At 73.6% G+C, this 15092-nt stretch carries 11 protein-coding genes; 1 reads left to right on the top strand and 10 read right to left on the bottom strand.

Annotated features, from left to right (window positions below; all coding sequences use genetic code 11):
• Positions 1-74: 74 nt before the first annotated feature.
• From ACIPK4_RS02815 to ACIPK4_RS02775, 9 genes are all read right to left on the bottom strand, one after another.
• Complete coding sequence (locus ACIPK4_RS02815) at positions 75-1118, bottom strand: glutamate ABC transporter substrate-binding protein (protein ID WP_402308816.1); 1044 nt, start codon at positions 1116-1118, stop codon at positions 75-77.
• 5 nt (positions 1119-1123) lie between these two features.
• Positions 1124-2521 carry a hypothetical protein gene (locus ACIPK4_RS02810; RefSeq protein ID WP_402308814.1) on the bottom strand — a complete coding sequence of 466 codons (1398 nt, stop codon included), beginning with the start codon at positions 2519-2521 and terminating at the stop codon, positions 1124-1126.
• Between the two features lie 175 nt (positions 2522-2696).
• Positions 2697-3728: an N-acetylglucosamine kinase gene (locus tag ACIPK4_RS02805; RefSeq protein WP_402308812.1), complete on the bottom strand. Its 1032-nt coding sequence runs from the start codon at positions 3726-3728 to the stop codon at positions 2697-2699.
• Positions 3719-4984, bottom strand: a complete 1266-nt coding sequence (locus tag ACIPK4_RS02800) for a 6-phospho-beta-glucosidase (protein WP_402308810.1) — start codon at positions 4982-4984, stop codon at positions 3719-3721. The genes ACIPK4_RS02805 and ACIPK4_RS02800 overlap by 10 nt, the downstream gene beginning before the upstream one ends.
• A 5-nt stretch (positions 4985-4989) precedes the next feature.
• Positions 4990-5961, bottom strand: coding sequence for a carbohydrate ABC transporter permease (locus tag ACIPK4_RS02795; protein ID WP_402308809.1), 972 nt, complete (start codon positions 5959-5961; stop codon positions 4990-4992).
• 1 nt (position 5962) lies between these two features.
• Positions 5963-6925, bottom strand: a complete 963-nt coding sequence (locus tag ACIPK4_RS02790; RefSeq protein WP_402308807.1) for a carbohydrate ABC transporter permease — start codon at positions 6923-6925, stop codon at positions 5963-5965.
• 5 nt (positions 6926-6930) lie between these two features.
• Positions 6931-8265, bottom strand: a complete 1335-nt coding sequence (locus tag ACIPK4_RS02785) for an ABC transporter substrate-binding protein (RefSeq protein WP_402308805.1) — start codon at positions 8263-8265, stop codon at positions 6931-6933.
• A 137-nt stretch (positions 8266-8402) separates the two neighbouring features.
• Positions 8403-9692, bottom strand: coding sequence for an ROK family protein (locus tag ACIPK4_RS02780; RefSeq protein ID WP_402308803.1), 1290 nt, complete (start codon positions 9690-9692; stop codon positions 8403-8405).
• Between the two features lie 152 nt (positions 9693-9844).
• Positions 9845-10936 carry a mechanosensitive ion channel family protein gene (locus ACIPK4_RS02775; protein WP_402308802.1) on the bottom strand — a complete coding sequence of 364 codons (1092 nt, stop codon included), beginning with the start codon at positions 10934-10936 and terminating at the stop codon, positions 9845-9847.
• Positions 10937-11198: 262 nt separating this feature from the next.
• On the opposite strand from ACIPK4_RS02775, the gene ACIPK4_RS02770 reads away from it, so the two are divergent.
• Positions 11199-11738, top strand: coding sequence for an HNH endonuclease (locus ACIPK4_RS02770; RefSeq protein WP_054226780.1), 540 nt, complete (start codon positions 11199-11201; stop codon positions 11736-11738).
• A 178-nt stretch (positions 11739-11916) separates the two neighbouring features.
• Here ACIPK4_RS02770 and ACIPK4_RS02765 read toward each other — a convergent pair whose 3' ends face one another.
• Positions 11917-14991, bottom strand: coding sequence for a beta-N-acetylglucosaminidase domain-containing protein (locus ACIPK4_RS02765; RefSeq protein WP_402308800.1), 3075 nt, complete (start codon positions 14989-14991; stop codon positions 11917-11919).
• Between the last annotated feature and the right edge of the window lie 101 nt (positions 14992-15092).

Here is a 15092-nt window from a genome sequence, read left to right as displayed (position 1 = left end):
AGACCCCGCCTCCGCTTTCCTGACATCGGGCTCCGACTCTCCCCCGCGAGCGGGAGGTACCCCCACCACCGGCCTCAGCCGTCCCGGTACTTCGGCGCGGGCGGTCCGGCGACCCCGGGCAGAACGGGCTTGAGGTGCGTGACGTAGGCCTGCATCCAGGGGCTGTTGTCACCGCCGGCGCGGTAGTTCTCCAGCACCTTGTTCACCCGGCGCACCAGGTCGGAGGCGTCCTTCTTCATGGCCACCCCATAGAACTCCTTGGTGAACGGGGAGCCGACGAGGCGCACCGACGGGTCCTGCGCGGCCTGGCCGGCCGCGAGCGCGTTGTCCGTGATGATGCCGTCCACCTCGCCCAGCTGGAGCCGGACCAGGCAGTCGAGCTGGTTGGGCACGCTGACCGGAACCGAGCCGTACGGCTGGGCCTTGAGCGCGGCCTCGGCCGTGGAGCCGGCGGCGGTGCAGATCCGGCGGCCCTTCAGCGAGGCGTCGTACCCGGTGATCGGCGAGCCCTTGGGCGCCAGGACCTGCTGGCCGGCCTCGAAGTACGCCGTCGAGAACGCGACGTCCTCCAGGCGCTTGCAGTTGATCGTCATGGTGCGCACGACGACGTCGACGCGGCCGTCCTGGAGCGCCGGGACGCGCTGGCTCGTGGGGATGGCCCGGTAGATGACCGCGTTCTCGTCACCCAGGATGTCCTTGGCGATGGCCTTGACCAGGGCGATGTCGAACCCGTCGAGGCGGCCGTCGACCGGGTTGCGGTAGCCCCACTTGAAGCTGTTCTGGTCCACGCCCGCAACGAGCTTGCCCGCCTTGCGGATCCGCTCGATCGTCGGCCCGTCCCCGGCGGACGGGCTCAGGCTGGCCTCCGGGGTCTGGCAGGTGTCGGTGAGGGTCCAGGGCGCCGGGGCGGCCGCCATCGAGGCGGGTTCGCGGACCACGGCCGGGTGGCTGCCGCCCTCCGGGGCCGCCTGGGCCAGCGGCAGCAGGACGGCCGCGGCCGTCACCGCGCAGGCGGCGGCCATCGCGGTGACCCCGCCCCAGCCGCGCAGCCGGGCCCCCGCACGGCGCACCCAGGTGCCGTCGCGGCCCTCGTCATGGGACTTCACGCGTATCCGCATCGCCGTCACCTGTACTCCGAAAGCCGGCGCCCGATGCCGAGCAGTGCCGCCGCGGCGCCGACGACCGCCAGGGCCGCCGAACCCGTCACCAAACCGCCCAGCGCGTCGAGCCCGCCCCGGGCAGCCCGGGTGAACTCCTTCTGCTCATGGGCCACAGCCTGCTCCAGGGACGCGTCCACCGTGTCGAACGAGGCCCCGCTGCTGTCCTTGTGGTCCTTGTCCCCGATGACCTGGGGCAGGGCGTCCTGGTAGTCGCCGCGCAGATCGGTCTCCCGGGCCGCCGCGTGCCGCTGCTTCCACTGCTTGACCCCGTCCGCGGCGCGGGCGACCGGCTCGCGCCCGCTGCTGTCGTCGGCGAGCCCGAGCGCCGTCGCCAGCCCGGCGTCCAGCTCCTTCATCTCGTTCGTGAAGTCCACGTCGTACTTGTCGGACTTGTTGTCCGAGGCCAGTACGGCGCCCCGCGCGATCAGGGTCAGGTTCTCACTGGCGCGCGCCTGGAGCGAGGCGATCCGCGCGTCGTTGAGCACCTTCAGCGACTCCTGCCCGTCCGACCTGGCCTCGGCCAGCCCCGACCGGGCGACCGTGTGCCCCACGGCCAGCCACATCAGCACCACCAGCGAGGCGGCCGTCGCCGCCACGAGACCGTGGTTGAAGACCCGGTTCGTCCGGAGGTAGTTGCGGCGCTGCGCCCACGCCAGCGCCGCCAGCGCGAGCAGACCCGTGCCCAGCGAGGCCAGCGGCAGCGACCGGGCGTCGTCGTAGTCCGTGTAGAGCCGGTCCGTCTCCGCCTCGTACAGGCGCTGCGCGGCGGGCAGCAGCTGCGTGCTCATCTGCTCGTTGGCATACCGCAGATAGGCGCCGCCCAGCGGCAGGCCCTGCTTGTTCGTGGCCCGCGCCTGTTCGATCAGGCCCGTGTAGCGCGGCAGCTGCTCGCCCAGCAACGCGATCTGCCGGCGCGAGTCCTCGTTCGCCCCGGTGTTCGCGGCCGCGCTGACCAGCAGCTTCGAGGCGTTGGAGATGTCCTTCTCGTACCGCTGGCGCACCTCGCGCGGCTCGTCGCCGCCGGCCAGGAACCCGCTGGAGGAGGCCGTGTCGGCATCCGCGAGCGAGCGGTAGATGCTCGCCGCGTCCGCGCTCAGCGGCTGGCTGCGGCCCACCACGTCGTCGGCGGCGCCGACCCGGTCGGAGATCTCCCACACGGTCACGGCGCCGAACAGCAGCACCAGCGCGGCCAGGACAGCACCGATGATCCGCAGCCGGCCGGGTTCGGTCGTCGCCGCCGCACGCAGCCGCTCCACGCCCTCGGCCCAGGCCGTGCCGCGCCGGGGAGGCCCGTCCGGCGGACCGGCGGGCGGCACGGCGACGGCGCCCCCGGGCGCGGGCGCGCGTGATGTGATGGCCACCTGACCTCCCCCTCGGTCCTCTGCTCCGCAGCAGTATGGCCTTAGTGGCGGTCAACCACAGCACCCGGTCGCGGATCCCGGTGATCCACCCCTGTGTGCGCCGACCCCACCCCTTCACCGTGAATACGTCCCCACGGCCGCCACGGTTCCAGACCCGGGGCCCGCGGGGGCGGGTTCACCCGAAATGGGCACGGAGTTTCTCCTGTGCCCCGGGCAGCGCCCCGAGGGCGTCCAGCCCCAGGAGCCCCGACCCCAGCACCGGCGGCGCCGAGACCACCGACGGACGGGCACGCGGCGCCCGCCGCGCCAGTTGCGCCGCGATCCGTCCGTCCAGCTGCTCGTGACCGGCGGTGAGCACGCCCCCGCCGAGCAGCACCGGAGCCTCCTCGTCCAGCAGGTCCAGCCGGGCCAGCGCCACCGACGCCAGCGCCACCACCTCGTCCGCCTGCCGCTCCACCAGCGCCGAAGCCACCGGATCGCCCGCCGCGGCCACCGCGAACAGCACCGGCACCAGCTCGTGGGTCCGCCGCTGCGCCAGGGCCCCCAGGTGCAGCGCTTCGATCAGCTCTGCCATCGAGGCGAGCCCGAAGTACGCCGGCAGCGCCGCCGCCAGCTCCGTCGGGCCGCCGCGGCCGTCCTCGGCCCGCGCCGCCCACCACAGGGCCTCCGCGGCCAGCCCGCCCCCGCCGCCCCAGTCCCCCGAGAGCTGGCCGAGCGCCGGGAAGCGGGCCGTGCGCCCGTCGGGCCGCATCCCCACGCAGTTGATGCCGGCCCCGCACACCACCGCGACCCCGCGCGGCGGCTCGGTCCCGGAGAGCCCGGCCCGCAGGATCGCGAAGGTGTCGTTGTACACCGCCGTGGCCGCGCCCCAGCCCCGCGCGCCGATCGCCTCGGCGAGCCGCCGCTCCTCCACCGGGAGATCGGCGTTGGCCAGGCAGGCCGAGACCCGGTCGGCGTACGGTGCACCGGGCGCGGACCGGGGAACCGCGGCCGCCTCGGCCGCCTCCGCGACCGCCCGCTCCAGCACGTCGAGCGCCGCCCCGACACCGGTCCGCTGCGGCTGGAAGCCGCCGGAGCGCCCGGTGCCGAGGACCGTGCCGTCCGCGGCGATCAGGGCCGCGTCCGTCTTGCTGTTGCCCGCGTCGATGGCCAGGACGGCGGGCCGGGAGAGCCGCTCCGTCATCCGGGCGCCACCGCTCACGCCCATGGCAGATGCTCCTTGTTGTGCGCGAGGAGCCGGTCGGTCAGCCCCTCGGCGAGGTCGAACTGGCCCACCAGCGGGTGCGCCAGCAGCGCCTTGAAGACCCGCTCGCGACCGCCCCGTACGGCCGCGTCGAGCGCCAGGTCCTCGTACGCCGTGACCTGCGCGACCAGTCCGGCGTACAGCGGGTCCAGCCTCGCCGTGGCCAGCGGCACCGGGCCGGAGCGGTCCACCCGGGCCTGCACCTCCACCACCGCGTCGTCCGGGAGGAACGGCAGGGTGCCGCGGTTGAGCGTGTTGACGACCTGCACGGCGCTCGTCCCGTCGCCCAGCAGCGCGGCCGCCAGGTCCACCGCCGCCTCCGAGTAGAAGGCCCCGCCCCGCCTGGCCAGCAGCTCCGGTTTCTCGTCCAGCGCCGGATCGGCGTACAGGCCGAGCAGCTCCTTCTCCATGGCGGCCACCTCGGCGGCCCGCGAGGGCTTCGTGCCCAGCTCGCGCACCACCGCGTCGTGCGCGTAGAAGTACCGCAGGTAGTACGACGGGACGACGCCGAGGCGGTCCAGCACCGCACGGGGCAGGCGCAGGTCCTCGGCGACGGCCGCGCCGTGTTCGGCGAGCAGCCCGGGCAGCAGGTCCTCGCCGTCGGGGCCGCCCTTGCGCACCCCCAGCTCCCAGGTGAGGTGGTTGAGCCCCACGTGGTCGAGGTGGATGTCGGCCGGCGCCAGATCCAGCAGCGCGGCGAACTTCCGCTGGAAGCCGATGGCGACGTTGCACAGGCCGACGGCCTTGTGCCCGGCCCGCAGCAGGGCGCGGGTGACGATCCCGACCGGGTTGGTGAAGTCGATGATCCAGGCGTCCGGATTGGCCCGCCGGACCCGCTCGGCGATGTCCAGCACCACCGGCACGGTCCGCAGCGCCTTGGCGAGCCCGCCCGCGCCGGTGGTCTCCTGCCCGATGCAGCCGCACTCCAGCGGCCAGGTCTCGTCCCGGAGCCGGGCCGCCTGTCCGCCGACGCGCAGCTGGACCAGGACCGCGTCGGCCCCCTCGACGCCCGCGTCGAGATCGGCGGTGGTGGTGACCCGCCCCGGATGCCCCTGTTTGGCGAAGATCCTCCGGGCCAGTGCGCCGATCAGCTCCAGCCGCTCGGTCGCGGGGTCGATCAGCACCAGCTCGCCGACGGGCAGGGTGTCGCGCAGCCGTGCGAAGCCGTCGATCAACTCGGGGGTGTAGGTGGAACCGCCACCCACCACTGCGAGTTTCATGGGCACTAGCCTTTCACTCCGGTCAGGGTGACGCCCTCGACGAACGCCTTCTGGGCGAAGAAGAAGAGGACGATCACCGGCGCCATGACCAGCACGGTCGCGGCCATGGTGAGGTTCCAGTTGGTGTGGTGCGCGCCCTTGAAGGACTCCAGTCCGTAACTGAGGGTCCAGGCGGCGGGGTTGTCCGAGGCGTAGATCTGCGGGCCGAAGTAGTCGTTCCAGGCGGAGAAGAACTGGAACAGCGCCACGGCGGCGATGCCGGGCCTGGCCATCGGCACGACGACGCGCAGCAGGGTGCGCAGCTCGCCGCAGCCGTCGACCTTGGCCGCGTCGAGGTATTCGTCGGGGATCGTCAGGAGGAACTGGCGGAGCAGGAAGACGGAGAAGGCGTCGCCGAACGCCATCGGGACGATCAGCGGCCACAGGGTGCCGGACAGGTCGAGCTGCCTGGCCCAGAACAGGTACATCGGGATGACCACCACCTGCGGCGGCAGCATCATCGTGGCGATCACCAGCAGCAGCGACAGCCGCCGCCCGCGGAAGCGGAACTTGGCGAGGGCGTACGCGACGGGGACCGAGGAGACCACGGTCAGCAGTGTGCCCAGCCCGGCGTACAGGAGCGTGTTGCGCCACCAGGTCAGAAAGCCGGGGGTGTGCCACACCTCGGCGTAGTTGCCCCATTCCCAGGTGCGGGGCACCAGGTCGCGGGTCAGCGCCTGCTGGTCGCTCATCAGGGAGGTCAGGAGGAGGAAGACGAACGGGAGGACGAAGAACAGGGCGGCGGCGACGCCTAGGGCGTGCACGCCGATCCAGTGCAGGAGGGCCCTGCGGCGGGCGCTGTGACCGTCGCCGCGGCCGCTTGTGCCGAGGTCGCCGGTGGCGCTCCGGGACGCGGTGCCCGTCCGGGGCCTGCCGCCCTTTCCGGCCTTCCCGCCCGTCGTGCCGGTTCCGTTCGTCGTGTCGGTCAGCTGGGCCATGTCAGTCACCGGATCCGATCAGTCCGCCACGGCGGCGCATCAGGAGTGCGGTGAAGGCCATGGAGAGGGCGAAGAGGACCAGCGCCACGACGCACGCGGAGCCGTAGTCGAAGCGCTGGAAGCCGACGTTGTAGATGACCTGGGGGAGGGTCAGCGTGGACTTGTCGGGGTAGCCCGGCTCGAACTGCTGGCCCGAGCCGCCGATGACCCCCGCGGCGACCTTGCCGGCGACCAGGGGCTGCGTGTAGCACTGCATGGCCTGGATGACCCCGGTGACCACGGCGAACAGGATGATCGGCGAGATGTTCGGCAGGGTGATGTGCCGGAACCGCTGCCAGGCGCCGGCCCCGTCCAGCTCGGCGGCCTCGTACTGCTCCTTCGGTACGTCGAGCAGCGCGGCCATGAAGATGACCATCAGGTCGCCGACCCCCCAGACGGCGAGCACGGTCAGTGCCGGCTTCGACCAGTCGGCGTCCGTGAACCAGCCGGGGGCGGGCAGGCCGGCCGCTTCCAGCAGGGTGTTGACCGGGCCGGTGCCGGGGTTGAGCAGGAAGACGAAGGCCAGGGTCGCGGCCACCGGCGGGGCCAGGTAGGGCAGGTAGAACAGGGTCCGGAAGATTCCGGCCCCCGTCTTGATCCGGGTGATGAGCAGGCCGGTGCCGAGGCCGAACACGACACGGCAGCCCACCATCACCACGACCAGCCACAGGGTGTTGCGCATGGCCGGCCAGAACAGCGGATAGTCGGTGAAGACGTACGTCCAGTTGTCCAGGCCGTTGAAGACGGGCGGGCGGAAGCCGTCGTACTTCGTGAAGGAGAAGTACACGGTGGACACGAGCGGGTACGCGAAGAAGACGGAGAACCCGATCAGCCAGGGCGACATGAAGGCCGCGGTCCGCAGGGCGGACCGCCGGCGCTTGGCCCGCAGCGCGGGCGCGGCGGGGCCGGGCACGGTGGCGGTCATCGCGGCTACTTCGCCTTCGCGATGTCCGTGTCGATCTGCCGGCCGGTCTTGGCGAGACCGGCCGGGATGTCGGTGACGTCGCCCTTCTCGACCGCGTAGGCGAAGTCCTGGAAGGTGAGCTGGTAGGTGCCGCCGTCGGCCCGGGCCGGGGTGGTGTTCGACTTCGGGTGCCGGGCGATGTCGAGGAAGGTCTTGAACTCCGGGGTGACCTCCAGGTCCGGGGACTCCAGGGCGGCCAGGGTGGAGGGCACGTTGTGGATGGCGTTGGCGAACGCCACGACCGCCTCCGTGTCGGTGGTCATGTACCTCACCAGCTCCCAGGACGCGTTCTGCTTCCTGCTGCCCGCGGCGATGCCCATGACCGTGCCGGAGAGGTAGCCCTTGCCGTAGTCGGCGAGCTGGTCGTCCGGGACGGGCAGCGGCGCGGTCCCGATCTCGAACGTGACCCCGGCCTCCTTGGCCATCGCGGCCCGCCACTCGCCGTCGACCTGCATGGCGACCTGCCCCTTGTGGAAGGGGTGCTCGGCGCTCCACTCGTCCCCGAAGGTGCTGCGGAACTTCTCCAGCCTCTCGTAGCCGCCGAGCTTGGCCACCAGGTCCTTCTGCGCGGTCAGCATGTTCGCGAAGGCCGGGTCCTTGGCCAGGTTGGACGTGCCGTCGGCGCCGAAGTACGTGGGGCTCCACTGCGCGGCCAGGCGCACGGGGGTGGTCTCGTAGCCGTGGAAGGTCGGCATGACGCCCAGCTGGTCGTACGAGTCCCCGTTCGGCTTGGTCAGCCGCTGCGCGTACTCGGCGAACTGGCTCCAGGTCTTGGGGGGTTCGGTGATCCCCGCGGCCTTGAACGCGTCCTTGTTGTAGACGAGGCCGTACGCGTCGTTCAGCAGTGGCAGCGTGCACTGGTTGCCGTTGAACTGGGTGTACTCCAGCAGGGTCCTGGGGAAGACCTTCGCCTTGTCGACCCCGGACTTGTGCAGGAACGGGTTCAGGTCGGCGAAGGCGCCGGAGTTGCAGAACTTGCCGACGCTGTCGGTGGTGAAGGAGGAGACCACGTCGGGGGCCTTGTCCCCGCCGGCGCGCAGCGCCTGGTTGATCTTGTCGTCGGTCATGTTGCCCGTGACCTTGACCTTGATGTTCGGGTGGGCCTTCTCGAAGCGGGCGATGTTCGCCTCGATCGCCTTGACCTCGCTCGGGGCGGACCAGCCGTGCCAGAGGTTGAGCGTGACGTCCTTGTCCGGATCGTCGGCGGCCGCGCCGCCGCTCTGGCCGGTACACGCGGTGGCGAGGACGGATATCGCGGCGACGGCTGCGGCCGCGGCGGTCAGACGGCGGTTTCCGGACATGGCGGTGCTCGCTCTCTGCGGGAGGAACTTCCGGGGGGGTGCCAGGGGTGTGCCAGGGGTGTGCCAGGGGTGCGGCGTCGCGTCGGGTGGTGCCGGTGGAGGTGCTGCTCGTACGGGCGCCGGGGGGCGGGGGCCCGTCAGCGGCGGGAGGTGTCGAAGACCTCGTCGCGCGTGGCGGCGAGGGCGCTCTCCAGCGCGCCGCGCAGCACGGGCCGCTCGCGCACGGTGCCGGACACCAGGCGCGGCCGGGAGGGGGCGAGATCGGCGAGTTCGGCCCCGATGAGTTCGCGCAGCACGTCCCCGCCGGCGGCGGTCACCGCGCCGGACAGGACCACGATCTCCGGGTCGAGTACGGCGACCAGCGAGGCGAGTCCGGTGGCGAGAGCGGTGGCGTACTGCCGCAGGAGCCGCAGGTTCGCCCCCTCGGGGTGCCCGGCGGCCTGCGCGAGCAGCGCGACCGCGGCGGCGGCCAGCGCGGCCCCGGCGTCGTGGCCGGCCCCGTGCCCGGCCCCGCCCCCCGCGTCGTCCGCGGCTCCGTGTCCGGCCCCGTGCCCCGGGCCGGGAGCGGTACCGGGCGGTGCCGCGATGCCGAGGGCGGCCGCCATCGCGGGTACCACCTGGGCGCCGGCCAGCCCCTGGTAGCCCCCGGAGTTGACCCGCGTGACCTGACGGACCAGGGGATGGCCGGGCACGGGCAGGAACCCGACCTCGCCCGCGCCGCCGGTCCAGCCGCGGTGCAGCCGGCCGCCGAGCACCAGGGCGGCGCCGAGGCCCTCCTCGTTCCACAGCAGGACGAAGTCGTCGTGCCCGCGGGCGGCGCCGAGCCGCTGCTCGGCGACGGCGGCCAGGTTCACGTCGTTCTCGTACCCCACCGGCATCGGCAGCGCCGCCGCCAGCTCCTCCAGGAGGGTGGGGGAGTGCCAGCCGGGGAGGTGGTCGGCGTACCGCAGGGCCCCGGTGCCCGGGTCGAAGGAGCCCGGGGTGGCGATGACGACCCGGTGGATGTCGGAGCGCTGGAGCCCCGCGTCCTTGACGGCCTCGCCGAGTGCCCGGGTGACCCGGTCGACGGCCGTGGTGCCCTCGGCGTACGGGAGCTCGTGGCGGCCGGTCACCTCGCCGGTGAGGTCGGCGACGGCCGCGACGATGCCGCCCGGGGTGACGTCCAGCCCGGCGACGTGGGCGGCGCGCGGGTTGACCCCGTACAGCTGGGCGCTGGGCCCGGGGCGGCCGCCGGAGGTCCCGGAGGCCACGACCAGCCCGGCCGCTTCGAGGCGGGCCAGCAACTGGGAGGCGGTGGGCTTGGAGAGCCCGGTGAGCCGGCCGATCCGGGTGCGGGACAGGGGCCCGTGCTCCAGCAGCAGGTCCAGTGCCGCCCGGTCGTTCATGACACGGAGCAGACTGGGCGTTCCGGGGGTGGTGCCGGTCATGAGCGCTCTCTCCGTCATCGGCTCACGCCGGTGGCCAGGAACTGTTAGGTAAGTTTCCTATCGGTGTTCGAGCCCTGTCAATGCCGCTGCCCCCGCAGAAATGAACCTGCGGGGGCAGCGGCGTGAAGCGGAGGAGCAGAGGGCAGGGAGCGCTACTTGGTGATCCGGGGGCTGCCGACGGCGGGCGACGGGATCGGGTTGGTGGCCAGGGACTGCGGGGAGGCCGGGTTCGCGAGCGCCGACGGCGGGGCCACGGAGGCCGACGGGTCGGCCGGGGCCTCGCCCTCGTCGCCGTCGACGGCCGGCTGGCCGCCGATGATCCGGATGCCGGCCTCGTCGAAGGCCTCCTTGATCCGCCAGCGCAGCTCGCGCTCCACGGCGAACTGCTGGCCGGGCATCGTCCGCGCCGACACCTTCACCGTCATGGAGGCCAGCAGCACCTCGTCCAGGCCCAGCACCTCCACCGGGCCCCACAGGCGCTCGTCCCAAGGGGACTCCTTCGCCATGTTCTCCGCGACGTGCTTGACCACCTCGCGGATCCGGGTCAGGCTCTCCGACGGCTTGACCTGGACGGCCACGCCCGCGGTCGCCCAGCCCTGGCTGAGGTTGCCGATGCGCTTGATCTCGCCGTTGCGGACGTACCAGATCTCACCGTTGTCACCGCGCAGCTTGGTGACGCGCAGACCGACCTCGACGACCTCGCCTGAGGCCACCCCCGCGTCGATCTTGTCACCGACGCCGTACTGGTCCTCGAGGATCATGAACACGCCGGACAGGAAGTCCGTCACCAGGTTCCGCGCACCGAAACCGATCGCCACACCGGCCACACCGGCGCTCGCGAGCAGCGGGCCCAGGTTGATGCCCAGGGCGCCGAGCACCATCAGTCCCGCCGTGCCCAGGATCAGGAACGAAGCCACCGAACGCAGGACCGAACCGATCGCCTCGGAGCGCTGCCGACGCCGTTCCGCATTGACCAGCAGCCCGCCGAGCGCCATGCCCTCGACGGCCTCGGCGCCCCGGTTCATCCTCGTTATCAGCTTGGTCAGCGACTTGCGGACCAGAGAGCGGAACGCGGCCGCTATCACCAGGATCAGCAGGATCTTCAGGCCCAGGTACAGCCATCCGGCCCAGTTCTCCTCGATGAAACTGGCGGCGTTCGTGACGCTCTCGTGGGCCTCCTTGACCGAAGCGGCCGGGTCCGGGGTGTCGGCTGCCAGGGGCAGCAGGGCGGCATGCCAGGGCATGACGGGAACCTCCAGGTGTAGCGGTCTGCCCTCAAAGAGGGGTGTGCGGGGCAGGCCATCCACACTAACGGGGCATTCCAGTGACCCCGTTGCCGTGTTCGAGGGAGAGACCAGGCTCACCCGGGGATGAACCGGGTGTGGTTGAAAACACCTCCGACCCGTTACGGGCGCGTGGTGGCGCTTCGACCAGCCGTAAGGAGAGACTGGAGAGCAGATCGTCCCGGCGCGAGCCACGCGCCGCCGACGTACAAGGAGGCAGTCCGTGCCGCACGTCCTGGTCCTCAATGCGTCGTACGAGCCGCTCGGCGTCGTACCGCTCCGCCGCGCGCTCGTCCTCGTCCTGGAGAACAAAGCCGTCTCCCTGGAGGAATCCGGCGCCTTTCTGCACAGCGCGACGAGAGTCGTCCCCGCGCCCAGCGTGGTCCGGCTCAAGCGCTTCGTACGGGTCCCCTACCGGGGGCCCGTTCCACTCACCCGCCGCGCCCTGTTCGCCCGGGACGGCGGCCGCTGCATGTACTGCGGCGGCGTCGCGACGAGCGTCGACCACGTGATCCCGCGCAGCCGCGGCGGGCAGCACGTGTGGGACAACGTGGTCGCCGCATGCCGGCGGTGCAACCACGTCAAAGCGGACCGGCACCTGCTGGAACTGGGCTGGAGGCTGCGGCACCAGCCGGCCCCGCCCTCCGGTCTGGCCTGGCGGATCATCGGGACGGGGCACCGGGACCCGCGCTGGATGCCCTACCTCCAGCCCTACGGCGCGGAGGACGCCCTGGACCGCATCGGAGCGGCGGCGGCCTCCTGACCCTGACCGCCCGGGCCCGGAGCCGGCCCGCGGAACCCCGGACCGGGGTTTCCGCGGGTCCGGGGCGCCGACGGGTTCCGCACCGGGGCGTCTGTGCCGTTGCCGTGCCGTGCCGTGCCGTGCAGTACCCCGGCCGCGGGCTGCCGGCTACGGACAGCCGGCTGCGGGCTGCCGGCTGCTAGGGGACGGTGGCGTAGGCCTCCGCCGAGAAGAGGCTGCAGCCGAACTTGGTGGCGCGCTCGTCGCAGGTGACGCGGACGAACCGGGCCGGCGCCGACGCGTCCAGGCGGACCGTCTCCAGACCTCCCCGGGACCCCGAGACCGCAGCCGCCGGCCGCCAGCTCGCGCCGTCCGCGGAGGTCTCCACCCGGTATGCCGACGGGTACGCGTCCTGCCAGTGCAGCACCAGCTTGCCGATCCGGGCCGCAGCCGGGAGCTCCGCCTGCCACCACGCGCCGTCCACGGGCGGGGACGACCAGCGCGTCGTCGCGGAGCCGTCCACCGCCGCCGAGGCCGGGAACGCCGGGGTCTCGTTCCCCGACGAGGAGGCCCGCGCCGAGCGGAACAGGTCCGGCCCGCCCGTCCGCGGGACCGCGCGGACGGTCAGCGTCCGGGTCTGCCCCGCGAAGGTGACCGACACCGGGTAGCTGCCCGCCGGGGTTCCCGCCGGGACCGTCACCGACACCGGGACCGTGACCCGCGTACCCCGCGGAGCCGTCGCCTCCGCCGGGAGCCTCACCTCGATCCCCGGCGGCGCAGCGGCCGTCAGCGGCCCGTGGACCCCGGCCGGGCGCAGCGCCGACAGCTCCGCCGGTATCACCTGCGCACCCCCGCCGATCTCCACGTCCACCGCGTGCGCCAGCTCGAACCCGGCCTCCGGACCGTCCGCCAGCCAGGGCACCACCTGGTGCACGACCGGGGCCGGCAGCCCCGCCCACGACAGCCGCACCGCGTCCGCGCGCACGCCGCCGGCGTCCGCCTGGGTCCAGCCCGAGGCCGCCGCGTCCGCGATCTTGCGCCAGCCCTCGCCCGGAACATGCACTTCCACCGCCGCGCCCCGGCTCCCGGGCGCAAAGGGGTCCGTCATCACCGTCACCACCGACACCGGCCGCACCGCGTCGAGCGTGACCGTGAAGGCGTCGGTCTCCCGGGACACCGTGCCCGTCTGGCGGGCCGCCCCCGTCCACGCGTCCGCCTCCGCCGCGGCCTGCGCCAGGAAGGGGTCCAGCACGGCCTTGTCGATCCGGGCGGCGCCCGGGTCCGCCAGTGCCCTGCGCGCCGCCGCCAGCGCCTGGGAGGCCTTCCACGCCGCCGTCCCGTCCCCGCGGGACTGGGCCCGCAGGAGGTCCACCGCCAGCTCGCCCGCCGTTCCGTACGCCGACAGCCGCTCCAGCCACGGCCCCGCCTCGGCCGACAGCCCGGGCAGCCGCGCAGGCGCCTCCCGCAGGGCCGTGAAGGCCGCCCGCAGCCTGTCCCCGGCCGCCTGGTCACCCGAGGCGCGGCTGCGCCAGAACTCGTCCACCAGCGGGCGCAGGTACGCCGACTCCTGCTGACCGAGGCCCGAGGAGGCCGAGTTCCCGGCCAGTGCGGCCAGCGAGCGACGGGCCGCCTGGTCCGGCCCGGCCAGGTCGGAGACCGCCGCCGCCCAGGACTCGCCCGGCCGGTAGCCGTTCGGGTTCCACGCGAAGTCCGCCGCCGTGAACAGCGGGATCCGTGACAGGGAGGCCTGCGGCATCGCATTGGCCAGCAGGGCCGCCGAGCCGCTCGCCACCGCCGGCTCCCGGCCCGTGTACGGGCCGAGGAAGACGCGGCCCGGGTCCCAGTCGTTGACCGGGTAGTTGTCCATGGTCACGAGGGGATGCTGGCCGAAGGCGCCGCGGGCCCCCGCCAGTTCCGTGCCGGTGATGGTGCGCGGCACCACGCCCACACCCGTCCAGGCGACCTCCACCCGCTCGTCGAGGCGGCTCGCCAGGGCGGTCCGGTACGTGGTCGCGCCCTTCTGGTGGTACTCCGTCGGCATCAGCGACAGCGGTGCCGCGCCCGGGTGCCGTGCGGCGAGGTGCGCCGCCAGTTCGCCCGCGACCTCCGCGTGCGCCTTCGCGGCCGCCGCCGGGCCCGTCCCGTACCGCACCCGGTCGGCCCGGCAGCCCCATTCGGTGTAACTCACGTCCTGGAACTGCACCTGGAAAGCCCGGAACCCCAGGTCCCACATCGCGTCCAGCTTGGCCGCCAGCGCCGCCCGGTCGGCCGCCGAGGCCAGGCACATCGACTGCCCGGGGTTCACCGCCCAGGCCAGCACCACCCGGTTGGCGCGGGCCCGATCGGCCAGGGCCCGGAACTCCGCCTGCTGCGCGGCCGGGTACTCCTCGCGCCAGTCGGTCGTCCGGTACGGGTCGTCGCCGGGCGCGAGCAGCAGCCGGTTCTGCTTGGTCCGGCCCATGAAGTCCAGCTGCGCGAGCCGCTGGTCCTGGGTCCACGGCTGTCCGTAGAACCCCTCGGTGGTCCCGCGCACGGGCGCGGTCGGCCAGTCCCGCACCAGGACGCCGGGCACCTTCCCGGTGCCCGGGGCGACCGAGGCCAGCACCTGGCGCAGCGTCTGCGCCGCGTGGAACAGGCCGTCCTCGCCCACGCCGGCCAGCGCGACCGTGTCCCGGCCCGCGGCCCTGCCCACGGCCAGCCGGTAGCCGCCGTTGGGCAGCTCCGCGGCGGTGGCCCCGGCTCCGGGCCCGGCCCCGTACGCGCCGAGCGCCCGCAGGGCCTCCTGCGCCTGGGGCCCCTGGAGCCGTACGACGGTGCCCCGCTCGGGCAGCGGCGCCCCGGGGGCCGGTTCGTGCAGGGTCCGTACGCCCGCCGCGCGCAGGGCGGTGCGGACCAGCCCGACCGCGTACGGATCGGCGTCCGGCGCCGCCACCAGAACGGCCTCGGTGCCCAGCGGGACCTCGCGCGCCGTGTCGGCGGTCATCGACTGCGGGCGCGGATACACGGCCGGCCCCTCGGAGGCCGCCCGCGGGGTGTCGGCGCCCGGGTCGAGGACGGGCCCGGCGCCCCCCGCCGCGGTGGCGGATGCCGGTCCGGGCGTACGCGAACCGCCGGCTCCGGCGGCAGCTCCGGAGCCGTGGTCCGGTCCGGGGACGGCCGGCGAGCCCGGCAGCTCGAACGCGCTGGGCGCCATGACGAACACCCCGCCGCCCAGCAGCGTCCCGATGACCGCCACCGCCGCGGCCGTCGTCCGCTTCCTGCCCCTGAGCTGCACGAAGCCCCCTCGTCCCGTGTCGTCCCGCGGTCGTACGAATGACCCCGAGCCCACCACCCGTGCGCCCGGAGTGTCAATGCGGGCGGGTGTTCTGACCTGGA

It is taken from the genome of Streptomyces sp. NPDC086989 (assembly GCF_044745505.1).
Classification (GTDB): domain Bacteria; phylum Actinomycetota; class Actinomycetes; order Streptomycetales; family Streptomycetaceae; genus Streptomyces.
Note: the sequence above shows the minus strand (reverse complement) of the source record. Positions and strands in the feature narration are given on the sequence as shown.

Bases quoted from the DNA above. Each gene is read 5' to 3' on its own strand.
- ACIPK4_RS02815 (WP_402308816.1), bottom strand. From the start codon at position 1,118: ATGCGGATACGCGTGAAGTCCCATGACGAGGGCCGCGACGGCACCTGG.
- ACIPK4_RS02805 (WP_402308812.1), bottom strand. From the start codon at position 3,728: ATGGGCGTGAGCGGTGGCGCCCGGATGACGGAGCGGCTCTCCCGGCCC.
- ACIPK4_RS02800 (WP_402308810.1), bottom strand. From the start codon at position 4,984: ATGAAACTCGCAGTGGTGGGTGGCGGTTCCACCTACACCCCCGAGTTG.
- ACIPK4_RS02795 (WP_402308809.1), bottom strand. From the start codon at position 5,961: ATGGCCCAGCTGACCGACACGACGAACGGAACCGGCACGACGGGCGGG.
- ACIPK4_RS02790 (WP_402308807.1), bottom strand. From the start codon at position 6,925: ATGACCGCCACCGTGCCCGGCCCCGCCGCGCCCGCGCTGCGGGCCAAG.
- ACIPK4_RS02785 (WP_402308805.1), bottom strand. From the start codon at position 8,265: ATGTCCGGAAACCGCCGTCTGACCGCCGCGGCCGCAGCCGTCGCCGCG.
- ACIPK4_RS02780 (WP_402308803.1), bottom strand. From the start codon at position 9,692: ATGACCGGCACCACCCCCGGAACGCCCAGTCTGCTCCGTGTCATGAAC.
- ACIPK4_RS02775 (WP_402308802.1), bottom strand. From the start codon at position 10,936: ATGCCCTGGCATGCCGCCCTGCTGCCCCTGGCAGCCGACACCCCGGAC.